Annotated in this window: 35 protein-coding genes; 5 read left to right on the top strand and 30 right to left on the bottom strand. The window is 43.7% G+C overall.

Going from position 1 to position 21,716, the window contains the following annotated elements; translation table 11 throughout:
* Positions 1-258: 258 nt before the first annotated feature.
* The 29 genes from rplQ to FTT83_RS07400 all read right to left on the bottom strand — a co-directional run bounded on the left by rplQ (position 259) and on the right by FTT83_RS07400 (position 14,819).
* A complete protein-coding gene (gene rplQ / locus FTT83_RS07540) occupies positions 259-624 on the bottom strand; it encodes a 50S ribosomal protein L17 (protein ID WP_004281488.1) in 366 nt (121 codons plus the stop codon).
* A gap of 18 nt (positions 625-642) precedes the next feature.
* A complete protein-coding gene (locus FTT83_RS07535) occupies positions 643-1,650 on the bottom strand; it encodes a DNA-directed RNA polymerase subunit alpha (RefSeq protein WP_004869497.1) in 1,008 nt (335 codons plus the stop codon).
* Positions 1,651-1,667: 17 nt separating this feature from the next.
* The gene (gene rpsD / locus FTT83_RS07530; RefSeq protein ID WP_086195760.1) at positions 1,668-2,294 is read right to left on the bottom strand and encodes a 30S ribosomal protein S4; all 627 of its coding nucleotides are present in this window, start codon (positions 2,292-2,294) and stop codon (positions 1,668-1,670) included.
* 12 nt (positions 2,295-2,306) lie between these two features.
* The gene (gene rpsK / locus FTT83_RS07525) at positions 2,307-2,693 is read right to left on the bottom strand and encodes a 30S ribosomal protein S11 (protein WP_001040166.1); all 387 of its coding nucleotides are present in this window, start codon (positions 2,691-2,693) and stop codon (positions 2,307-2,309) included.
* 19 nt (positions 2,694-2,712) lie between these two features.
* Positions 2,713-3,069: a 30S ribosomal protein S13 gene (gene rpsM / locus FTT83_RS07520; protein WP_086174447.1), complete on the bottom strand. Its 357-nt coding sequence runs from the start codon at positions 3,067-3,069 to the stop codon at positions 2,713-2,715.
* A gap of 106 nt (positions 3,070-3,175) precedes the next feature.
* On the bottom strand, positions 3,176-3,292 hold the full coding sequence (gene rpmJ, locus FTT83_RS07515; protein WP_000867907.1) for a 50S ribosomal protein L36: 117 nt from the start codon (positions 3,290-3,292) through the stop codon (positions 3,176-3,178).
* Between the two features lie 19 nt (positions 3,293-3,311).
* Positions 3,312-4,631 carry a preprotein translocase subunit SecY gene (gene secY / locus FTT83_RS07510; protein WP_180176471.1) on the bottom strand — a complete coding sequence of 440 codons (1,320 nt, stop codon included), beginning with the start codon at positions 4,629-4,631 and terminating at the stop codon, positions 3,312-3,314.
* Between the two features lie 45 nt (positions 4,632-4,676).
* A complete protein-coding gene (gene rplO, locus FTT83_RS07505) occupies positions 4,677-5,117 on the bottom strand; it encodes a 50S ribosomal protein L15 (RefSeq protein WP_086195762.1) in 441 nt (146 codons plus the stop codon).
* A gap of 3 nt (positions 5,118-5,120) precedes the next feature.
* On the bottom strand, positions 5,121-5,297 hold the full coding sequence (rpmD, locus tag FTT83_RS07500) for a 50S ribosomal protein L30 (RefSeq protein WP_067762901.1): 177 nt from the start codon (positions 5,295-5,297) through the stop codon (positions 5,121-5,123).
* Between the two features lie 6 nt (positions 5,298-5,303).
* Positions 5,304-5,801: a 30S ribosomal protein S5 gene (rpsE, locus tag FTT83_RS07495; RefSeq protein ID WP_086195763.1), complete on the bottom strand. Its 498-nt coding sequence runs from the start codon at positions 5,799-5,801 to the stop codon at positions 5,304-5,306.
* 2 nt (positions 5,802-5,803) lie between these two features.
* Positions 5,804-6,154: a 50S ribosomal protein L18 gene (gene rplR, locus FTT83_RS07490; RefSeq protein ID WP_086195764.1), complete on the bottom strand. Its 351-nt coding sequence runs from the start codon at positions 6,152-6,154 to the stop codon at positions 5,804-5,806.
* Positions 6,155-6,168: 14 nt separating this feature from the next.
* On the bottom strand, positions 6,169-6,702 hold the full coding sequence (gene rplF / locus FTT83_RS07485; protein WP_086195765.1) for a 50S ribosomal protein L6: 534 nt from the start codon (positions 6,700-6,702) through the stop codon (positions 6,169-6,171).
* Between the two features lie 13 nt (positions 6,703-6,715).
* A complete protein-coding gene (gene rpsH / locus FTT83_RS07480) occupies positions 6,716-7,111 on the bottom strand; it encodes a 30S ribosomal protein S8 (RefSeq protein ID WP_086195766.1) in 396 nt (131 codons plus the stop codon).
* Positions 7,112-7,123: 12 nt separating this feature from the next.
* Positions 7,124-7,429, bottom strand: coding sequence for a 30S ribosomal protein S14 (gene rpsN / locus FTT83_RS07475; RefSeq protein ID WP_086174452.1), 306 nt, complete (start codon positions 7,427-7,429; stop codon positions 7,124-7,126).
* A gap of 9 nt (positions 7,430-7,438) precedes the next feature.
* A complete protein-coding gene (gene rplE / locus FTT83_RS07470) occupies positions 7,439-7,975 on the bottom strand; it encodes a 50S ribosomal protein L5 (RefSeq protein ID WP_086195767.1) in 537 nt (178 codons plus the stop codon).
* Positions 7,976-7,991: 16 nt separating this feature from the next.
* Positions 7,992-8,309 (bottom strand): 50S ribosomal protein L24, encoded by a 318-nt coding sequence (gene rplX, locus FTT83_RS07465; RefSeq protein WP_086195768.1) that lies wholly within the window; start codon positions 8,307-8,309, stop codon positions 7,992-7,994.
* Positions 8,310-8,318: 9 nt separating this feature from the next.
* Positions 8,319-8,687 carry a 50S ribosomal protein L14 gene (gene rplN / locus FTT83_RS07460; protein ID WP_004657680.1) on the bottom strand — a complete coding sequence of 123 codons (369 nt, stop codon included), beginning with the start codon at positions 8,685-8,687 and terminating at the stop codon, positions 8,319-8,321.
* 91 nt (positions 8,688-8,778) lie between these two features.
* Positions 8,779-9,036: a 30S ribosomal protein S17 gene (gene rpsQ / locus FTT83_RS07455; protein ID WP_086195769.1), complete on the bottom strand. Its 258-nt coding sequence runs from the start codon at positions 9,034-9,036 to the stop codon at positions 8,779-8,781.
* Positions 9,033-9,230 (bottom strand): 50S ribosomal protein L29, encoded by a 198-nt coding sequence (rpmC, locus tag FTT83_RS07450; protein WP_004650482.1) that lies wholly within the window; start codon positions 9,228-9,230, stop codon positions 9,033-9,035. The genes rpsQ and rpmC overlap by 4 nt, the downstream gene beginning before the upstream one ends.
* Positions 9,230-9,643, bottom strand: a complete 414-nt coding sequence (rplP, locus tag FTT83_RS07445; RefSeq protein ID WP_067669331.1) for a 50S ribosomal protein L16 — start codon at positions 9,641-9,643, stop codon at positions 9,230-9,232. Before rplP ends, rpmC begins: the two co-directional genes overlap by 1 nt.
* 3 nt (positions 9,644-9,646) lie before the next feature.
* Entirely contained in the window at positions 9,647-10,399 is a 753-nt protein-coding gene (rpsC, locus tag FTT83_RS07440) for a 30S ribosomal protein S3 (RefSeq protein WP_086195770.1), read from the bottom strand.
* A gap of 1 nt (position 10,400) precedes the next feature.
* Positions 10,401-10,730, bottom strand: coding sequence for a 50S ribosomal protein L22 (rplV, locus tag FTT83_RS07435; protein WP_086195771.1), 330 nt, complete (start codon positions 10,728-10,730; stop codon positions 10,401-10,403).
* Between the two features lie 9 nt (positions 10,731-10,739).
* Positions 10,740-11,015 carry a 30S ribosomal protein S19 gene (gene rpsS / locus FTT83_RS07430; protein ID WP_004869548.1) on the bottom strand — a complete coding sequence of 92 codons (276 nt, stop codon included), beginning with the start codon at positions 11,013-11,015 and terminating at the stop codon, positions 10,740-10,742.
* Between the two features lie 19 nt (positions 11,016-11,034).
* Positions 11,035-11,859, bottom strand: coding sequence for a 50S ribosomal protein L2 (rplB, locus tag FTT83_RS07425; protein ID WP_086195772.1), 825 nt, complete (start codon positions 11,857-11,859; stop codon positions 11,035-11,037).
* Positions 11,860-11,870: 11 nt separating this feature from the next.
* Complete coding sequence (rplW, locus tag FTT83_RS07420; protein ID WP_086195773.1) at positions 11,871-12,191, bottom strand: 50S ribosomal protein L23; 321 nt, start codon at positions 12,189-12,191, stop codon at positions 11,871-11,873.
* Positions 12,188-12,790 carry a 50S ribosomal protein L4 gene (gene rplD, locus FTT83_RS07415; RefSeq protein WP_086195774.1) on the bottom strand — a complete coding sequence of 201 codons (603 nt, stop codon included), beginning with the start codon at positions 12,788-12,790 and terminating at the stop codon, positions 12,188-12,190. Before rplD ends, rplW begins: the two co-directional genes overlap by 4 nt.
* Before the next feature lie 11 nt (positions 12,791-12,801).
* On the bottom strand, positions 12,802-13,440 hold the full coding sequence (gene rplC, locus FTT83_RS07410) for a 50S ribosomal protein L3 (protein ID WP_086195775.1): 639 nt from the start codon (positions 13,438-13,440) through the stop codon (positions 12,802-12,804).
* A gap of 59 nt (positions 13,441-13,499) precedes the next feature.
* A complete protein-coding gene (rpsJ, locus tag FTT83_RS07405) occupies positions 13,500-13,811 on the bottom strand; it encodes a 30S ribosomal protein S10 (protein WP_000070912.1) in 312 nt (103 codons plus the stop codon).
* Positions 13,812-14,081: 270 nt separating this feature from the next.
* The gene (locus tag FTT83_RS07400; RefSeq protein WP_180042108.1) at positions 14,082-14,819 is read right to left on the bottom strand and encodes a type 1 glutamine amidotransferase; all 738 of its coding nucleotides are present in this window, start codon (positions 14,817-14,819) and stop codon (positions 14,082-14,084) included.
* Positions 14,820-14,978: 159 nt separating this feature from the next.
* Here FTT83_RS07400 and FTT83_RS07395 point away from each other — a divergent pair, with 159 nt between their 5' ends.
* The 5 genes from FTT83_RS07395 to FTT83_RS07375 all read left to right on the top strand — a co-directional run bounded on the left by FTT83_RS07395 (position 14,979) and on the right by FTT83_RS07375 (position 20,383).
* Entirely contained in the window at positions 14,979-16,184 is a 1,206-nt protein-coding gene (locus FTT83_RS07395; RefSeq protein WP_180042110.1) for a PLP-dependent transferase, read from the top strand.
* 747 nt (positions 16,185-16,931) lie between these two features.
* The gene (gene hmpA, locus FTT83_RS07390) at positions 16,932-18,140 is read left to right on the top strand and encodes an NO-inducible flavohemoprotein (protein ID WP_166168715.1); all 1,209 of its coding nucleotides are present in this window, start codon (positions 16,932-16,934) and stop codon (positions 18,138-18,140) included.
* Between the two features lie 93 nt (positions 18,141-18,233).
* On the top strand, positions 18,234-18,677 hold the full coding sequence (locus FTT83_RS07385; protein ID WP_166168713.1) for an Rrf2 family transcriptional regulator: 444 nt from the start codon (positions 18,234-18,236) through the stop codon (positions 18,675-18,677).
* Positions 18,678-18,757: 80 nt separating this feature from the next.
* A complete protein-coding gene (yihA, locus tag FTT83_RS07380) occupies positions 18,758-19,621 on the top strand; it encodes a ribosome biogenesis GTP-binding protein YihA/YsxC (RefSeq protein ID WP_166168711.1) in 864 nt (287 codons plus the stop codon).
* Positions 19,622-19,963: 342 nt separating this feature from the next.
* A complete protein-coding gene (locus FTT83_RS07375; protein WP_166168709.1) occupies positions 19,964-20,383 on the top strand; it encodes a VOC family protein in 420 nt (139 codons plus the stop codon).
* On the opposite strand, the gene FTT83_RS07370 is transcribed toward FTT83_RS07375, so the two are convergent.
* Positions 20,380-21,615: a dicarboxylate/amino acid:cation symporter gene (locus FTT83_RS07370; protein ID WP_180042112.1), complete on the bottom strand. Its 1,236-nt coding sequence runs from the start codon at positions 21,613-21,615 to the stop codon at positions 20,380-20,382. The two genes, FTT83_RS07375 and FTT83_RS07370, sit on opposite strands and share 4 nt — an antisense overlap.
* Between the last annotated feature and the right edge of the window lie 101 nt (positions 21,616-21,716).

Below are 21,716 nucleotides of genomic sequence, written 5' to 3'. Positions count from 1 at the left end.
TTGTTCCACTTTAGATATTTGTTTAAGATGAGATGTAACTCATTGAAATGTGTCATCATATTCGTCGTCAGAAAACAAGTATTATGCCATTATTTCAATGAGTTATCTTTTTTTGTCGTGTACAAAGATGAAAGTCATAAAAAATATGTCAGTTCAGGACAAAAGTTTAAATTATCAGAGAATTAAAAATCATCAGGCATAAAAAAGACCGGTGAAACACCGGTCTTTTTTAGAACAACTGAAGCTCTTCTTGCGAAATTAGTTAACTTCGCGATCTACTAGCTCAACGTAAGCCATCGGTGCAGCATCACCTGCACGGAAGCCCGCTTTAAGAACACGTAGATAACCGCCGTTACGTTCTTTGTAACGAGGGCCAAGAACGGTAAATAATTTACCAACAGTTGCTGCTGAACGAGTACGAGCAAACGCCAAACGACGGTTTGCAACAGTATCGTTTTTAGCTAAAGTGATTAAAGGCTCAGCTACACGACGTAACTCTTTAGCTTTAGGCACAGTTGTTTTAATCAACTCGTGCTCGAACAAAGAGTTAGCCATGTTTTGGAACATCGCTTTACGATGACTGCTTGTACGGCCTAATTTCACACCACTATTACGATGACGCATGGTGATAGTCCTACTTAATTAACGGCTACGATAGGCAAAACGGTCGTCCATACGGAGACTAGCTGGTGGCCAGTTCTCTAAACGCATGCCGAGTTGTAAGCCTTTAGAAGCCAGAACATCTTTGATTTCAGTTAACGATTTTTTACCGAGGTTAGGAGTTTTTAACAACTCCACTTCAGTACGTTGAACCAAATCACCGATGTAGTAAATATTTTCTGCTTTCAAACAGTTAGCAGAACGAACAGTAAGCTCTAGATCATCTACTGGACGAAGCAAGATTGGATCCACTTCTTCGCGAGGCTCTTGAGCAACAGGAGCTTGATCTTTCTGAAGATCAACAAAAATTGCAATTTGTTGTTGCAAGATTGTTGCCGCTTTACGGATTGCTTCTTCAGGATCAACTGTACCGTTTGTTTCAAGATCAATGATCAGTTTATCAAGGTCAGTACGTTGTTCTACACGAGCATTTTCTACTGTATAAGACACACGTTTGATTGGGCTATAAGAAGCATCTAACTGTAAGCGACCCACAGGGCGAGTCTCGCCTTCTGGGAAACGTGAGTCAGAAGTTTCATAACCACGACCTTGAGAAACTTTCAGGCGCATTTTTAAATTGCCTGAAGCACTTAAAGTGCCGATCAAATGCTCAGGGTTTACCACTTCAACATTATGAGGTAAACGAAGATCAGCGGCTGTTACATCGCCTGGACCTTGTTTTTCTAATGTCAAATATGCTTCGTTTTGATCGAACAGCTTAATCGACAATCCTTTTAGGTTCAGCAAGAGCTCGACGATGTCCTGCTGCAAGCCTTCCAAGGTACTGTACTCGTGCTCAACCCCTTCTATTTCAACTTCAACCACAGCAGCGCCAGGTAAAGAAGAAAGAAGGATACGACGTAAAGCATTACCAAGAGTATGACCAAAGCCACGCTCTAATGGTTCCAGAATCACTTTTGCCGAGGTCCCGCTAGCCGCTTCGACCTTGATCGCTTGCGGAGTTAGAAACTCATTTGCAGTACGCGTCATTATTGCTACCTCAAGGATTATTTAGAATACAATTCTACAATCAAGCTTTCGTTGATTTCAGCAGGTAAATCAGAACGATCCGGTGCAGCTTTAAACGTACCTTCTAGTTTTGAATGGTCAACTTCCATCCAAGAAGGAATACCACGTTGAGCAGCCAATTCAATTGCGCCTTTAATACGCAATTGTTGTTTAGCACCTTCGTGAACTGCGATTACATCGCCAGCTTTAACTTGGATAGACGCGATGTTAACACGACGACCATTCAAAGTAATGCTACGGTGAGATACAAGCTGACGAGCTTCTGCACGTGTAGAACCAAAACCCATGCGATAAACTACGTTATCAAGGCGGCTTTCAAGCAGTTTCAACAAGTTTTCACCTGTTGCGCCTTTAACACGAGCAGCTTCTTTATAGTAGTTACTAAATTGACGTTCTAACACACCGTACATACGACGTACTTTTTGTTTTTCACGTAATTGTAGTGAGTACTCAGATTGTTTGCTGCCACGAGCCCCGCCATGTTGGCCAGGTGCTTTAGCATGTTTTTTTGTCTTAACGTCAAATGGTTTAACGCCAGATTTTAATTGCAGGTCTGTCCCTTCGCGGCGAGAGAGTTTGCATTTTGGACCAATATAACGAGCCATGAATGATTCTCCTTACACACGACGTTTTTTAGGTGGACGACAACCGTTGTGCGGGATTGGCGTCACATCGGTAATGCTGTTAATTTTATAACCCACTGCACCTAAAGCACGAACCGCAGACTCACGACCAGGACCAGGACCTTTTACAAGGACATCCAAGTTTTTCAAACCGTAATCCAAAGCTGCTTTACCAGCAACTTCAGCAGCTACCTGAGCAGCAAACGGAGTTGATTTACGTGATCCACGGAAGCCTTGTCCACCTGAAGTGGCCCAAGCCAGTGCATTACCTTGACGATCGGTAATAGTCACAATGGTGTTATTAAAAGAAGCGTGAATGTGTGCAACACCTTCAGAGACGGTACGAGTGACCTTCTTGCGTGTGCGAGTATCTTTAGCCATCTTTTAGCTTCCAGAAATCTTATTTCTTAATAGGTTTGCGCGGACCTTTACGGGTACGTGCGTTAGTTTTGGTGCGTTGTCCACGGACAGGCAAGCTGCGACGATGACGAAGACCGCGGTAGCAGCCTAAATCCATTAAACGTTTAATGTTCATGGAAATTTCGCGACGTAAATCACCTTCGGTCGGAACCTTGGTAATTTCTGCACGAATCGCATCAAGCTGAGCATCATCCAATTCACGGATCTTAGTAGTTGGTGCAATACCAGCAGCAGCTAAGATGTTCTTAGCAGTGTGGCGACCGATACCAAAAATATACGTGAGGGAGATAACAGCATGCTTGTTATCCGGAATGTTTACACCGGCAATACGAGCCATTCACTTTCTCCAAAAAGGCAGTAGAGATAATCAACCGCCCCACAAATATCTTGAGGGGCGGATAATAACCTAATTAGCCTACTGAAATCAACAGGTCTTGATCAGATTAACCTTGACGCTGCTTATGACGAGGTTCAGCGCTACAAATAACGCGGATAACCCCATTACGACGGATAACTTTACAGCTACCACAAATTTTTTTAACAGAAGCTTGTACTTTCATGATGAAACCTCAAGTGCGCTTATCCCTTAGGATGAGCAGTCGTTTTTCTCATTAACGTTTGATTGTCATACTGGTGCGAAGTGAGATGGGCTTGTAGCTGAGCCATAAAGTCCATCACAACAACCACTACGATCAGCAAGGATGTACCACCTAAATGGAATGGAATACCAAAAGAACTTTGCAGAATCATTGGCATCAAACAGATGACCGTAATATAAATTGCACCAATGAATGTCAAACGATTAAGAATATGATCTAAGTAACGAGCAGTTTGCTCACCTGGGCGAATACCAGGTACATAAGCTCCGCTGCGTTTCAAGTTCTCTGATACTTCTTTAGGACTGAACACAAGTGCAGTATAGAAATAACAGAAAAAGATAATTAACGCACCGAAGAGCACCAAATACAAAGGTTGTCCAGGCGATAATACCAATGCCAAATCTTGTAGGCTACGCTTTACGATTCCTGCATTTGGATCAGAACTACCCAACCATTGACCTAAACTTGCAGGGAACAGCAATAATGAACTCGCAAAAATTGCTGGAATAACCCCCGCCATATTTAATTTCAATGGCAAATGTGTCTGCTGTGCAGTAAATACGCGACGCCCTTGTTGCTTTTGAGCATAGTTAACCGGTATACGACGTTGTGCCTTTTCAATAAATACAATCGCAGCAAGAACCACAACTGAAAGTAATGCAAATACAGCCAGACCAATTAAGCTCGATTGACCATTATCCACCGAAGTGAATGCTTGAATTACAATATTTGGCAAACCAGCAACGATACCTGCAAAAATGATCATGGAGATCCCATTACCAACACCACGTTCGGTAATTTGCTCTCCTAACCACATTAAGAACATAGTGCCTGCAACCAATGAAGTTACAGCAGGAATGTAAAAAGCCAGTCCTGAGGTCAAGGTAATTCCTTGGCTAATCAGACCAGCACACATACCAACACCTTGTACCAATGCAAGTAATAACGTGCCGTAACGCGTATATTGATTAATCTTACGCTTACCCTGCTCGCCTTCTTTCTTTAACGCTTCCAGCGAAGGAACGACTGTTGACATCAACTGCACGATAATCGATGCAGAGATATATGGCATGATTCCCAACGCAAGAATTGACATTCGCTCTAATGCTCCGCCAGAGAACATATTAAACAAACCTAAGAAAGTACCTTCATTAGCTTTGAAAAAACGTTCTAAAGCGACATTATCAATACCCGGCAGCGGAATATGTGCTCCTAGTCGAAAGACCAGTAATGCGCCAATCAAAAACATTAATCGACGAATAATTTCACGATATTTCACATGAAATGGCTGGCCTTTCATCATGTTGACATGACCTGAAGAACTAGGAGACATAGACACTAGCGATTACTCCTCGACTTTACCGCCAGCAGCTTCAACAGCAGCTTTAGCGCCTTTAGTCAAAGCAACACCTTGTACAGTGAATGCACGAGTAATATCACCAGAAAGTACGATACGAGCACGAGTCATATCTTTACGTACAACATTGGCAGCTTTTAAAGTTTCAAGTGAAATGATATCACCTTCAACTTTAGCAAGCTCTGATAAACGTACTTCAGCAGTTTTTAAAGCAAGTTGGCTAGTGAAGCCGAATTTAGGTAAACGACGATATAACGCAGTTTGACCACCTTCGAAACCTGGACGTACGCCACCGCTCTTACGTGATTTTTGACCTTTGACACCACGGCCACCAGTCTTACCAACGCCAGAACCGATACCACGGCCTAAACGAAGGTTTTCACGTTTAGCACCTTCTGCAGGTGCAATAGTATTTAAACGCAGAGTCATGGCTTATTCCTCTACACTAACCATATAGTAGACTTGGTTGATCATACCGCGGTTAGAAGGCGTATCTTGCACTTCTACAGTATGACCAATACGACGCAGACCTAAACCTTTAAGGCTAAGCTTGTGATTTTTCAAGCGGTGCGCAGAAGATTTAGTCTGGGTAACTTTAATCGTTTTCATGATTGATTACCCTTGAATTTGTTCTACTGAAAGACCACGTTTCGCAGCGACTTTCTCAGGAGAAGTCATGTCACGCAAACCTTTAAAAGTTGCGTTCACTACGTTAGCAGCGTTTGTAGAACCATAGCATTTTGTCAATACGTTATGTACGCCAACAGCTTCTAGAACTGCACGCATAGCACCACCAGCAATTACACCAGTACCTTCAGAAGCAGGTTGCATGTAAACGCGGCTTGCACCATGACGAGCATTAATAGGGTGTTGTACAGTACCGTTAACAAGCTCAACAGTAATCATGTTACGACGTGCAGCTTCAAGTGCTTTAGAAATAGCAGCTGGAACTTCACGTGCTTTACCACGACCAAAACCTACGCGACCATTACCATCACCCACAACAGTTAATGCTGTGAAAGAGAAGATACGACCACCCTTAACAACTTTGGCTACACGATCAACGGCAACCAGCTTTTCAACAAGACCTTCGTTTTGTTCAACTTTAGCCATGATTAGAACTCCAAGCCGTTTTCACGAGCAGCATCAGCCAAGGCTTTGATACGACCATGATATTTGAAACCAGAACGGTCAAATGCAACTTTAGTTACGCCAGCTGCTTTCGCACGTTCTGCAATTAAAGCACCCACTTTTTGAGCCGCATCAACGTTACCAGTTGTACCAGCACGTAAAGTAGCATCTAAAGTTGAAGCTTGAGCTAAAACTTTGCCACCATCTGCTGAGATAACTTGAGCATAGATGTGACGCGGTGTGCGGTTTACACACAAGCGAGTCGCACCCAATGCACGAATGTGCAAGCGTGTGCTTTTCGCACGACGCAAACGGGATTGTTTCTTTTCGTTCATAAGAACCTCGCGCCTTATTTCTTCTTAGCTTCTTTACGAAGTACAACTTCGTCAGAATAACGAACACCTTTACCTTTATAAGGCTCTGGTGGACGGTAACCACGGATATCTGCAGCAACTTGACCTAAAGCTGCTTTATCAGCAGATTTAAGAATGATTTCAGTCGCTGTAGGAGTTTCAGCAGTTACACCTTCTGGAAGGTTGTAATCAATCGGGTGAGAGAAACCAAGGTTAAGGTTAACAACGTTACCTTTAACCGCAGCTTTATACCCAACACCGATAAGTTGTAACTTGCGTTCGAAACCTTCGCTAACACCTTTTACAAGGTTGTTTAACACAGCGCGAGCAGTACCAGCTTGCATCCAAGCGTCTTTCGACTCAGCTTTAGGAGCAATTTGAAGTTGACCTTCTTCCTGTTTTAGCTCGACCAGCGCATGCAGGTTGAAAGACAATGTACCTTTGCTGCCTTTCACTTCGACCTGCCGGCCGTTCTGAGTAACTGTTACACCGTTAGGTACAGTTACTGGGGCTTTAGCCACACGAGACATGAGGAATCACCTATTAAGAAACAAAAGCAATAACTTCACCACCGATGCCCGCAGCACGTGCAGCGCGATCAGTCATGATGCCTTTGCTTGTAGAAACAATTGCAATACCCAAACCTTGCTTAACGCTAGGAAGTGCATCTTTACCGCGATACTGACGTAGACCTGGACGGCTTACACGTTTCACAGTTTCGATAACTGGTTTGCCTTCAAAATATTTTAACGTAAGTGTTAAAGTTGGTTTGCCTTCAGCATCTGCAACTTCTACGTTTGAAATATAACCTTCTTGTTGAAGTACGTTTGCAATTGCAACCTTCAACTTAGAATTTGGCATAGAAACAGTTTGTTTCTTTGCCATTTGTGCGTTACGAACACGGGTTAACATGTCGGCAACGGTATCTTGCATACTCATTTATAGTGCTCCTTACCAGCTTGCCTTAACAACGCCCGGTACATCACCTTGCATTACTGTATCGCGTAATTTGTTACGGCTTAAACCGAACTTACGGAAGTAACCATGAGGACGACCAGTTAAACCACAACGGTTACGTAGACGTACTGGAGACGCATTACGTGGTAATGCCTGTAACTTCATCATCGCATCGAAACGTTCTTCGTCGCTCGCATTTACATTTGCAATCGTAGCTTTTAATTCAGCACGTTTTGCAGCAAATTTAGCAACTGTTTTTTCGCGTTTCAATTCGCGATTAATCATACCTTTCTTAGCCATATCGACCTCTTATTTGAACGGGAAGCCGAATGCACGCATAAGCGCACGGCCTTCGTCATCGGTGCGAGCAGTCGTAGTAATGGTAATGTCCATACCACGAATACGATCAATCTTATCGAAATCGATTTCAGGGAACATGATTTGTTCCTTCAAACCCATCGAATAGTTACCACGACCATCAAATGATTTCGCAGAAAAACCGCGGAAGTCACGAATACGAGGGATCGCGATAGAGATCAAACGGTCTAAGAATTCGTACATTTGTTCGCCGCGTAAAGTAACTTTACAACCAATCGGCCAACCATCACGGATTTTGAAACCAGCGATTGATTTGCGAGCTAGAGTAAGAACTGGTTTTTGACCAGCAATCGCTTGCATATCAGAAAGAGCGCCATCTAACAATTTCTTGTCAGCTGATGCCGCACCAACACCCATGTTAATGGTGATTTTAGTGATGCGAGGAATCTCCATCACATTTTTAACGCCCAATTGCTCTTGTAACTGAGCTTTAAGTACGTCGTTGTAACGTGTTTTAAGTCTGGCCATTGCCTATTTCAACCTATTACTTCGCTACCGCCACTGATTCACCGTTAGATTTATAAACGCGAGTTTTCACGCCTTCAATCGTTTGGTAACCAACACGGTCAGCCTTTTGGGTTGTAGCATTAAAAATTGCCACGTTTGAGATATGAAGCTCAGCTTCTTGAGTTACGATGCCGCCTTCAGCGCCAGTAGCTCGGTTAGGCTTTTGATGCTTCTTCACCAAGTTAAGGCCTTCAACCTTAACGCGGTCATTAGAAACTGACAACACAGTACCCTGTTTGCCTTTTTCTTTACCTGCGATCACAATTACTTGATCGCCTTTTTTAATCTTAGCCATGAGTGCCTCTTATAGAACTTCAGGAGCCAATGAAATGATTTTCATGAACTGTTCAGTACGAAGTTCACGAGTCACTGGTCCGAAAATACGAGTTGCAATCGGCGCTTTGTTGTTGTTCAAAATTACAGCAGCGTTATCGTCGAAACGAATCACTGAACCGTCTGGACGACGGATACCAAATTTTGTACGTACAACTACAGCATTCATCACGTCACCTTTTTTAACACGTGCGCGTGGAATAGCTTCTTTTACAGTAACTTTAATAATGTCGCCAACAGAAGCATAACGACGATGTGAACCACCAAGTACTTTAATACATTGTACGCGGCGAGCACCACTGTTGTCTGCTACGTCGAGCATACTTTCGGTTTGAATCATTGCCCTACTCCAAAACCGAGCATCACCGGTCACATTTCGAAAGGCTCAAAGAGTACTCGAAATTAACCGATGATGCAACAAGAACGTCTAATTACTCAGCAGCTGCTTCAATCACTTCAACTAAAGTCCAAGACTTAGTTTTAGAAATTGGGCGGCTTTCTTTAATGGTCACTACGTCGCCAGTTTTAGCAACATTGTTCTCATCATGAGCGTGTAATTTAGTTGAACGGCGGATTGATTTGCCATACAACGGGTGTTGAACGCGGCGTTCAATAAGCACAACAATAGACTTGTCCATTTTGTCGCTTACAACTTTACCGGTTAACGTGCGAACTGTTTGTTCACTCATTGTCCGTTCCCCTGTTTTTCGGTAAGGAGTGTCTTGATACGAGCAATAGTCTTACGAGTAAGCGCAACTTCATGCGATTTACCCAATTGACCAGTTGCCTTAGCCATACGAAGACGGAATTGGTTAAGCTGTTGCTCATCAAGCAAAGCTGTCAACTCTTCTACCGATTTTTCACGTAGATCTTTAGTTTTCATTACATTACCGTCCGAGTCACGATAGTGGTTTTAAACGGAAGTTTAGCAGCTGCAAGCGTAAATGCTTCACGTGCTAATTCTTCGTTCACACCATCAATTTCGTACAAGACTTTACCTGGTTTGATTTGGCAAACCCAGTATTCCACAGAACCTTTACCTTTACCCATACGAACTTCTAATGGTTTTTCAGTAATTGGCTTGTCCGGGAAAACACGGATAAAGATCTTACCACCACGTTTAATACGACGGCTAATTGTACGACGCGCAGCTTCAATTTGACGCGCAGTCATTTGACCACGTTCAATAGATTTAAGTGCGATAGTACCGAAAGATACTGTGCTACCACGGTGTGCTAGACCAGTGTTACGGCCTTTTTGCACTTTGCGGAATTTAGTACGTTTAGGTTGCAACATGGATTATTCTCCTTTTTCAGCAGAACGATCATTGCGACGACCACGACGCTCTTGACCTTCACCACGACCGCGACCGCGTTTAGCTGGACGTTCTTCAGCAGGAGCAGGGTTCATGACTTGTTTCATGCCACCTAAAATCTCACCACGGAAAATCCAAACTTTAACACCAATCGTACCGTAAGTCGTTTCAGCACGCATAGTAGCGTAGTCGATGTCTGCACGAAGCGTATGCAAAGGTACACGACCTTCACGATACCACTCAGTACGAGCAATCTCAGCACCACCTAAACGACCAGAAACTTCAACTTTGATACCTTTAGCACCAGCACGCATCGTGTTCTGAACCGCACGCTTCATAGCACGACGGAACATTACACGTTTCTCTAATTGAGAAGCGATCGCTTCAGCAACTAAACGAGCGTCTAAGTCTGGGCGATCGATTTCGTTGATGCTTACTTGCGCAGGAACACCCATAATAGATGTTAATTCGCGTTGTAATTTTTCAATGTCTTCGCCTTTTTTACCGATAACGATACCAGGACGAGCAGTGCTAATAGTAATTTTAGCAGCGCCTGTAGGACGTTCGATAAGAATATTGCTGATCATTGCATTCTTAAGTTTTTTAATTAAAAACTCACGAACTTGCAAATCTTTAAGCAAGTATTCAGCGTATTGTTTCGGATTCGCATACCAGTTAGCGTTATGACGTTTCACAACACCTAGGCGGATACCGATTGGATGAACCTTCTGACCCATATCAAACCCCTACCTTAACGGTGATGTGACAAGTACGCTTAGTAATACGATCTGCACGGCCTTTAGCACGTGGCATAATACGTTTAAGGCTGATGCCTTCGTCAACGTAAATCGTAGATACTGTAAGGTCGTCTACATCTAAACTGTTATTATGTTCAGCGTTTGCAATCGCAGATTCCAACGCTTTTTTAACTAAAACTGCAGCTTTTTTGTTGCTGAAGTTCAAGATATTTAAAGCGTGAGCAACAGATTTGCCACGGATCAGATCTGCAACCAAACGTGCTTTTTGTGCCGAGATAGCGGCACCGCGTAATTTAGCAGTAACTTCCATCATCGCACCTTAACGTTTAGATTTCTTGTCAACACCGTGACCACGATAGGTACGAGTTGGCGCGAATTCACCGAGTTTATGACCAACCATGTGTTCAGATACAATCACTGGAACATGGTTACGACCATTATGAACAGAAATTGTTAGACCAACAAAATCTGGGAGAATCATCGAACGACGCGACCAAGTTTTGATCGGCTTGCGAGAGTTACTCGCTACAGCCGCTTCAACCTTAGCGAACAAGTGCGCATCGACGAATGGGCCTTTTTTCAGAGAACGAGGCATTGTCAGATTCCTTTACTTGTTACTTAACGCGACGGTCGCGAATAATCATCTTAGTCGTACGCTTGTTGGTACGTGTCTTGTACCCTTTAGCTTTTTGACCCCATGGGCTTACAGGTTGAATACCTTTGTTACGCCCTTCACCACCACCGTGTGGATGGTCAACTGGGTTCATCGCCATACCACGAACGGTAGGACGAACACCACGCCAGCGTGATGCACCAGCTTTACCTAGTGAACGAAGGTTGCTTTCTGAGTTAGAAACTTCACCCAAAACAGCACGGCATTCAACGTGAATTTTACGCATTTCACCAGAACGTAAACGAACGATAGCGTAAGAACCGTCACGACCCAACAACTGAACAGAAGTACCAGCTGAACGAGCTAATTGCGCGCCTTTACCGATTTTAAGCTCGATGTTGTGAAGAGTAGAACCGATAGGCATGTTGCGAAGTGGCAAGCAGTTACCTGGACGAATTGGAGCATCGTTACCAGATTGTACTTTATCACCAGCACGCAAACCTTTAGGCGCAATGATGTAACGACGTTCACCGTCAGCATATTTCAATAAAGCAATATGAGCTGTACGGTTAGGATCGTATTCAATACGTTCAACTACAGCTGGAATGCCGTCTTTGTTACGTTTGAAGTCAACGATACGGTAGTGTTGTTTATGACCACCACCAACGTGACGAGTTGTAATGTGACCGTTGTTATTACGACCACCAGTACGTTTTTTAGCTTCAACCAACGGAGCATAAGGCGCGCCTTTGTGAAGATGGTCGTGAACGACTTTCTCTACAAAGCGACGTCCTGGTGACGTTGGCTTACATTTTTGAATAGGCATAATTCTCGTCCTTATTCCGCTGCGCTTTCAGCGGTATCGCCCAAGTCAGCCATTTCAACATCTTGGCCAGCTTTCAGGGTGACGTATGCTTTTTTAACATCAGAACGACGTCCTAATGTTTTACCAAAGCGTTTAGTCTTACCTTTAGTGATCGTTGTGTTAACTTTAACAACTTGAACACCAAAGAGTTGTTCCACTGCTTTTTTGATTTCAAGTTTGTTTGCATTTAATGCAACTTTAAAAACTTGAACACCAGCAGTTTCACCTAAAACTTGTGCTTTTTCTGAGAATACAGGTCCTTGCAGGACTTGATAGATACGTTCGTTGTTCATCCGAGTTCTACCTCAATTTTCTTAGCAGCAGCTACAGACATAACAACTTTGTCGAACGCGATCAAGCTAACAGGATCAATTGCAGCAGCATCAACCACATCAACGTGTGGAATGTTGCGTGCAGCAAGATACAAGTTCTCATCAACAGCATCAGTAACGATTAATGCACGAGTAGCATTCAAGTCGTTAAGTTTTGCAAGCAACTCTTTAGTTTTTGGAGCAGCAACAGCAAACTCTTCAACTAAAACCAAGCGATCTTGACGAACAAGTTCAGCCAGGATGCATTGCATAGCACCGCGGTACATTTTACGGTTAACTTTTTGAGACCAATCTTGTGGACGAGCGGCAAAAGTTTTACCACCACCTACCCAGATCGGGCTACGAATAGAACCAGCACGCGCACGGCCAGTACCTTTTTGACGGAATGGCTTTTTACCACCGCCAGATACGTCAGCACGTGATTTCTGAGCTTTCGAACCTTGACGACCACCAGCCAAATAAGCTGTAACAACTTGGTGTACAAGAGCTTCGTTAAATTCACGACCGAAAGCAACTTCAGATAATTCAACAGCAGAGCCGGAAACAGTATTTAAATTCACGTTATTTCCCCTCAGGCCTTGATCGTAGGACGAACAGTTACGTCGCCACCAGTAGCACCAGGAACCGCGCCTTTAACAACCAGAACTGAACGTTCAGCGTCGATAGCAACGATTTCAAGACCCTGTGTAGTTACGCGTTCAGCACCTAAATGGCCAGCCATTTTTTTGCCTTTGAACACGCGACCAGGAGTCTGGTTTTGACCTGTAGAACCTAGAACACGGTGAGAAACAGAGTTACCGTGAGTAGCGTCTTGAGTACGGAAGTTCCAACGCTTAACACCACCTTGGAAGCCTTTACCTTTAGACTGACCAGTTACGTCAACAATTTGACCTACTGTAAACAGATCTACACCGATAGTAGCGCCAACTTCACGACCTTCAAGCTCAGCTTCTGATACGCGGAATTCTTGAACCAGACGACCAGCAGCAACACCCGCTTTAGCGAAGTGACCTTTCTGAGCGTTAGTTACGCGAGATTCGCGACGTTCACCAGTAGTGATTTGAATCGCTTGATAACCATCAGTTTCAAGCGTTTTGATTTGAGTGATGCGGTTAGGATCAACCTCAATCACTGTTACAGGTACAGAAACACCAGCATCTGTAAAGATACGAGTCATACCGCACTTGCGACCGACTAAACCAATAGCCATGTGCATAAACCTCTAAAAAAGCGGCCTAATTAACTTAGAGCGTTAATTAACCGAAAGCCTTAACCCAAAGCGATCTGAACATCAACACCAGCTGCAAGATCCAACTTCATCAATGCATCAACAGTTTTATCTGTAGGTTGAACGATGTCGATCAAACGTTTGTAAGTGCGGATCTCGTATTGGTCACGCGCATCTTTGTTAACGTGTGGTGATGTTAAAACGTTGAAACGTTCGATGCGAGTAGGCATCGGGATTGGACCACACACTTGTGCGCCAGTACGTTTTGCTGTTTCTACGATCTCTTGAGCTGATTGATCAATTAAACGGTGATCAAAAGACTTAAGACGGATACGAATTCTCTGGTTAGACATACCAGTTAACTCCAAGCCAAATATATATAAAGAATCACTCTTGACGCATCTCACCCCACTTTATGTGGGCAAGTGTCAAGAGCAGTGAATTATCACTAAGGTCATGATCGATGCCACGACTGTCACGATGTTAACTACTTTATTCGTAGCCAACCCCCTTTCATCAAAGGGTCGCCCATTATAGCGATTGTTTAACGCTTAAGCAAATCCATTTTTAACTTTTTCCTCTTTTTTTCTGTTTATCCTTTTAGTGTTTTGTTTAAAAATAACTCAGCATGCAGTTTTTTGTAAAACGTACTCTATCGCTTGGTTTAGTATTTGATTTCCTTTAATAAAGTCACTTTTAGACATACTTTTTAATTGACGTTCCGTTTGCACATATTGACCGGAAAAGCTCTCTAACTCTTCATCATTTTCTAAAAACAGTTGCAGTACCTCTGGGGTTATTTCAGGATGAAATTGAAATCCCAAGACATTTTTTCCAATTTGATACATTTGATTGCGGCAGGCATCATTTTCCGCCAGATGAATAGCGCCTTTCGGGATTTCAAAGGTTTCACTGTGCCATTGCATGACCTTAAACTGTTCTGGCAACTCAAAACACTCTTCAGACACATGCTTCACCCTACGTACCTCTGTCAAACCTAACTCCTGCTGTTCATTGCGCCTGACTGCCGCCCCCAAAGCATTGGCAATCAATTGCCCGCCCAGACACAAACCAATGGCCGGCTTACCCATAGATAAATAACGCCTGATCCAGCGCTTTTCTACTTTTAACCAGGGATAATTTGCTTCATCATTAACACTCATTGCCCCTCCCATAATAATGAGCAAATCTACATCTTCCACTTGCGGCAAAGCCTCGATATCAAGTGGTCGATCTACAGGTAAGGCAAAAAATTCCGTTGCGGTAATTTTAGCGTGATGCTGTTTTAAGAATTGATAACAACTGCCGAACCCTTCACCAGCAATATGCTGAAAATAATGTACTCTTAAATGCGACTTCATGCGCCTCCGCCTATTGTTTTAGCTCTGCCATAGTTTTAGCAAGAATGAAGCCAACTTTAGGCGTAAATTAAGGTTTCTATACATTTCGGCATTTATATAGCCTAATCCGCGTGTTTCTCTTAAGCTAAGACTAATTTTGGTACGACTTAGAGCATCACCTTGAAAAAAAACTCACAAACAGCACTCATTCACGCACCACGAAAAGCCCCACAATATATTTCTACCGTTCAACCTCCCGTGTTTCGTGCATCGACGATTATTTTTGACAACACCGATGCACTGTTTAATCGCCACTGGAGCGATGATTATGATTATAGTTATGGCACCCACGGCACGCCTACAACCTTTACTTTAGGCGACAACATTGCCCAGATCGAAGGCGGAAAATATTGTCTGCTGGCACCAAGTGGCTTGTCGGCTATTAATTTAGTGAATTCATGTTTTCTTGCCCAGGGGGATGAAGTCTGGGTGGCAGACAACATTTATGGTCCAAATATGGAACACCTGCATAACCTGCAAACGCGTTATGGTATTAGCATTAAAGTGTATAACCCGATTGATGCAGAGACTTTCCAGCCTACCAATAAAGCCAAACTCATCTGGTTAGAAGCAGCAGGTTCCGTGACCCTGGAATTTCCCGACCTGATCAATCTGGTGAAAAAAGCCAAAGCGCATAACATACTGACAGCACTTGACAATACCTGGGGTGCAGGGCTGGCTTTTAATGCCTTCAATTTTGGCGATGAGCATTTAAGTGTAGATGTGACTGTACATGCATTGACCAAATATCCAAGTGGTGGCGGTGACATCTTGATGGGTTCAGTAGTGACCGGTGACCAGAAACTGCATCATCAATTATTCCGGATGCATGCCATTCAGGGGATTAGTGTGTCAGGTGACGATGTGGCACAGGTACAGCGCAGTCTGGCATCGATGCAAGTGCGTTATCAGCATCAATCTCAAAGCTGTTTAACATTGCTGAATTGGTTAAAACAGCAACCTGAGTTTGTACAGGTGTTACATCCTGCCGATGCTGAATCAGCAGGACATCAACATTGGAAAGAAATTTGCAGGGAAGAACACAGTGCCGGTCTGGTCAGTGTGATTTTTAAGCCCGAATATACCCTGGAAGATATTCGTCGCTTCTGCGATGCACTGGAACTGTTTAAACTGGGCTTTAGCTGGGGCGGACCGATCAGTCTGGTCATGCTGTACAACCTGAAAGATATGCGTGTACTGGAACATTCCCACTTAAAAGAAGGACTTTTAGTCCGTTTTTGTATCGGACTCGAACATCCTCAAGATTTAATCCAGGATATCAAACAGGCATTGCAGCAGTTAAACCAGCAAAAAATTAAAGAATAAAAAAGGACCTATCTATTATCAGTGTCAGGAAAATGCTACCAGTACACACCCAAAAATTGTTTTACATTCACAATTTTTCCCGGCACCACGGTTTGATTGCCGGGGTAGTCGGAACTGGTAAAAAGATGATCCTCATGTTTTGACAGAACAATTCACCTATGGGTAGGCTGGTATTTTTTGGCTGCGGCCGAATACCCGCCTACTCTTCCTTTAATCCAATTAATTCAATGCAGCCGGAAAAACCTAACCTACTGATCAGCCATAGCGTAATTACCAGCATGGATAAACTAAAGTCTGGATTTTAAATGTCTATTGAAAAGTTACAAAACCAAGTAGCAGCAAGTGCATCAAACAAAAAAGAAAAACCGCTTTAGAAAACAGTAACCCAGCGAAGCAGAAGTTCTGTCCACACAACAGCTACGCCAACAGCACCTAACACTAGAGCTGAAAAAACATGCTGAACGTACCGCCCAACAGTATAAAAAGCTGATTCAAGATACTGCCTATACTTTTGCCACCCGTGCTACAAGCAACTTAGGAGACTCGACCGGGCAAAATAGTCCGCTATTTAGAAGATTTACTAATGGCAGAAAATAATCTGGTTTACAAATCAAAAGCAATCAAACCATCGGATATTCTTATATTCCATAATTTTTTTATGGTTTAACCAAAAATAGGTGTTGTAAAAAGATTTTATAACATGTATTTTTAATACATCTTATAAATAACAGCCATGAGAGATCAAACATGACTCCGCAGCAAATTGACCTAGTAAAAGCCACTGTTCCTGTACTCCGTGAAAATGGCGTAGCATTAACTGGTTATTTTTATAACCGTATGTTGGGCAATAATCCAGATCTAAAAGAAACATTTAATATGGGGCACCAGCGCAGTGGTGCACAGGCACAAGCTCTTGCAGGCGCCGTGTTGGCTTATGCTGAAAACATTGAAGATCCTTCTGTGCTTTTGCCTGTAGTTGAGTTAATCGCACACAAACACGTTAGCCTGAACATTCAAGCCCCTGACTATAATATTGTTGGTGAAAACCTGCTTCATTCCATCAGTGAAGTTCTAAGCATTTCAATGGACGATCCACTCATTGGCGCTTGGGCAGCAGCTTATGGTCAACTGGCAGACCTGTTCATCAGCACTGAAAAAGCCATTTACGATCAGCATCAACAAACCAAAGGTAGCTGGTTAGGCTGGCGTAACTTCAAGATTGCCAAGAAAGTCGTTGAAAGCGATGAAATCACCTCTTTCTATCTTCAACCTGTCGATGGCGGCGCATTGCCGAAATACGAAGCCGGCCAATATATTTCAGTGCGTGTTTTCGTTGAAGAACTGGGCTTGAAACAGCCTCGTCAATATACGCTTTCCACTTGCCCACAAGCGGATTATTTACGTATCTCGGTAAAACGTGAAGACCAAAAAGGCGACATGGTTCCAGGTTGGGTGTCGAACACCCTACATAGCTTGCCAGAAGGTTCAGAAATTGAAGTTTCTGCACCAACAGGTAACTTTTACCTGATCGATCCAAATAAACGTAATGTGTTCATTAGTGGTGGTGTAGGTTTAACGCCAATGATTGCCATGCTGAATCAGCTGGTGACTCTGGATATGCCACAGCCTGTGACCTTTATCCATGCCTGCCGTAGCAAACAAGTGCATGCAATGCATCAACATATTCAGGAGTTGAAAGCAAAATATCCTCGTCTTAGCACATTTACCGCTTATGAATTCCCACATCCAGGCGATAAATTAGGTGAAGATTATGATGTTGCCGGTCGCCTGGACTTAAGCACCGTTGATAGCGCATTGTTACCTGTCAATGCTGACTACTATCTGTGTGGTCCAATGCCATTTATGGCTGAACAGCAAAAGGCGCTGGTTGCTCGCGGCATCCCTGCTGAAAATATTCATAGTGAAGCGTTTGGTACAGGTGGCGTAAAACACTAGCCTGCTGGGTCAGCATAAAATAAAGAGGGGGCTGGTCTAGTTATGCTAGACTAGCCCTTATCTATTCATTTTTTGAAAAATATCAGCACGATCATGCAATTAAATAAATTCACCGACTATGCTTTGCGTATCTTAATGTATATTGCCCAGCCACGGGATATGCCTTATACCATTGCAGAAATTGCCCAAGACTTGCATGTGTCTAAAAACCATTTAGTGAAAATTGTGCATTTTATGGGCAAACAGAACTGGCTGATTACCACGCGAGGCAAAGGCGGCGGGATTGGACTCAACCCTGAGGCTCTTGAATTGAACCTGGGTCAAGTCGTACGCATCCTGCAAGGTGAAAACCAGATTGTCGAATGCAATACCCCACCCTGCGTACTGCGTTCTCAGTGCGGACTAAAAGGCTTTCTCGATCAGGCAGTAGAACAGTTTTATCTAAGCCTAGATCAATACACCTTGGCTCAGGTTTTAAATAACTCTCCGGCAGCCAAATACACCACTCAATCTCCAATCCAGATGATCAATCTCTAATTCCTGCGCTTGCAAAGTTCGCTTGCCCGAACGACTTCCTTTATAATGTTCGCTTGTAGATCATTTATTGAAGTTGAGTTATGCATCACAGCAGAGGAAAATCGAAAAACAGTAAGACAGCCCATGCGCCCAAGCAAAAGATCAGCTATGAGAAAAAAGTTGATCCTGCCATTACTGAGTACTCTGTTCGCGCATTGAACTGGTTGCGTAAAGCTGAATTTTTGATGAGTGCGCCAAAGCTGAGCCTTTGCGTTGAAGATACTGGTTATGAAGTCGCTTTTGCCGGACGTTCTAATGCTGGAAAATCCAGTGCAATTAATGCCTTAACCAACCAGAAACAGCTGGCACGTGCCTCTAAAAAGCCGGGCCGTACCCAAATGATTAACTTCTTCAGCCTCGGCAATCCAGAACAGCGTCTGGTCGATTTACCGGGTTATGGCTATGCAGCTGTACCTGAAGCAATGAAAATTGTCTGGCAAAAAGAACTGGAAAACTACCTGATTCATCGTCAGAGTTTGCAAGGTCTGGTACTGCTGATGGATATCCGTCATCCGCTGCAACATTTTGACGTGATGATGCTGGAATGGGCCTACTCACGTAAATTGTTCGTGCATGTCTTGCTGACCAAATCAGATAAACTGAATCGTGGACCGGCATCCAAAGCCTTGCAGGAAGTGAAAGCGGCATTGAAAAAAATGAAGCTGGATTTCTCCATTCAATTGTTTTCATCCCTCAACAAGCAGGGCCTCGAAGAGCTGGCCAGTGTGATGGGTGGCCGTTTGAACTTTACCCTTGAGCAATCAACACAATTTGATCTGGACAGCATTCCTGCAGCCAGTCTTGATGATCTGGATGAACCTCTCGAATCTTTAGAACTGGCAGAGGAAGAATGCGAGACTGAAATTGCCGAAGATGCCACCGATCAGAGCCGACAAGCGGATTGATCGGGTCTGTCTGACAAAAATCCTCATCCATTGATATTGCAGTGTCCTGTATTGCTCATCACAATGCGGGACATTTTTTTCATACTGACCTTAAGCTCAAGTACAGTACTGCACAGAAAAATAATAAAGACAGTATGATGAAACTTCTCTCCCGTTTAAGGAACATCAAACTCAGCTGATTCATGAGCAATCCTATTTATCTGCCCAAAGTGACCTAGTCCTTTTTATCATCCATATAACACTAAAATTTCTGTATACAATTTCCACACAGTCGGGCTTTATGTCCTGCTTTTGATTTGTTCTAAGATAAAAGTCTAGGAAAACAACAATAAGGACAACCCTATGCAAGCACGGATTTCAGTCATTACTCTTGGGGTACGCGATCTGGAAAAATCATTACAGTTTTATCGTGAAGGTTTGGGCCTACACTGTGAAGGAATCACGGGGCAGGAATTTGAACATGGCGCTGTGGCCTTTATTGAACTACAGTCAGGCCTGAAACTCGCTTTATGGCCGCAAAGCAGCATTCAACAGGATACCGGACTGGAACTGACGCCAATGTGTGCCACTCAAATGACCTTGGGACAAAATGTCTATAGTCCACTGGAAGTCGATCAGGTCATGGCTCAGGCAGCACATGCTGGTGCCAGAATTATTAAACCCGCACAAGCCACCTTTTACGGCGGCTATGCAGGTTATTTCCAAGATCCCGATGATCATGTCTGGGAAATTGTATTTAATCCTAGCTTGGAACTAGACTAATCAACTTGCGCTTCACGGCTATAACGATCGACCACTACACTGATCATCATGTCGCCCTGAACATTGACCACGGTACGCACGGTATCGAGCAAACGGTCGATCGGCAGTAAGATGGCAATGGCTTCTGCCGGTAAACCGACTGATTGCAGCACCATAATCATGGTCACCATACCGGCACTTGGAATACCCGGCGCCCCCAGCGAGGCAATCATAGCGGTTGCACAGACCACCAGTTGCTGACCCAAACTTAAGTCCAGCCCCATCAGGTTGGCAATAAAAAGTGCTGCTGCAGCTTCATACAGCGCCGTGCCATCCATGTTCAGCTGAGTGCCCAAAGGAATGACAAAGCCTGCGGTTTGTGGACGTACCTTTAAATTTTCCTGCGCGCATTTCATCGACAGTGGCATGGTAGCCGAACTGGAACTGGTGGCAAATGCGGTAATCAGCGCAGCCCGTGTCCCTTTAAAGAAAGTGATCGGACTCATCTTGCCAAAAATCCAGAGCAACAAAGGCAATACTACTGCACCATGGAAAATGGTGGTTCCTGTCACCACGGCAGCGAACTCGGCCAGACGGCTTAATACAGAAACATCTTCGGTTGAAATCAGTTTTGCCAGTAAGGCAAAAATACCCAGCGGTGCCAGCTTCATCATCCAGCTAATCATCAACATCATGATGTCAAAAAATTGCAGGCTTAACTTGCGTACACTGCGGAAATTCTCTCCGCCTTTAACCAGCGCCACCCCAATAAACAGCGCAAATACTACTACCGCCAGCACATTGCCTTCGGCAAAGGCTTTAAAGGGATTAATCAGGGTATTTTGAATAAAATTGGTGAAGAAGGACGATGGCGTTAAGGTATCGGGCGTTTGATGACTGTTCATGGCATCCTGAAACATCACGATATCCACACCCTTGCCCACATTAAACAAATGGGCACAGCTTAAGCCTAAAATGAGCGCCAAGGTGGTGGTGGTCACACAGCACAGTAGAGTGATTTTCCAGACTCGCCCCAACTGTCCACCGGCCTGCAAGTTCGAAACGCCGACCACAATCGAACTGAAAATCAGGGGAATCAGCAGCATTTTTAATAAACCAATAAAAATGCTGCTGGCCAGCCCCAAACCATAGAGACTGATATCGAAAAACTGGGTATTTGGAAACAGGTTTAACAGAAACCCGAATGCCACCCCTAAAATCGCAGCAATCAATATTTGTGTATTTAAGCTCATTACCACATGCTTTTTATCATTAAGTCCTGTCAGGCACTATGCCATGCCCTATTTTTAGAATCGAGGATTTTTTTGTCACAAGCTCAGCAGAAATAGATCAA

The organism is Acinetobacter sp. YH01018, from assembly GCF_013420295.1.
GTDB lineage: Bacteria > Pseudomonadota > Gammaproteobacteria > Pseudomonadales > Moraxellaceae > Acinetobacter.
The sequence above is the reverse complement of the archived record's forward strand: the minus strand, read 5'-3'. Positions and strand labels throughout refer to the sequence as shown.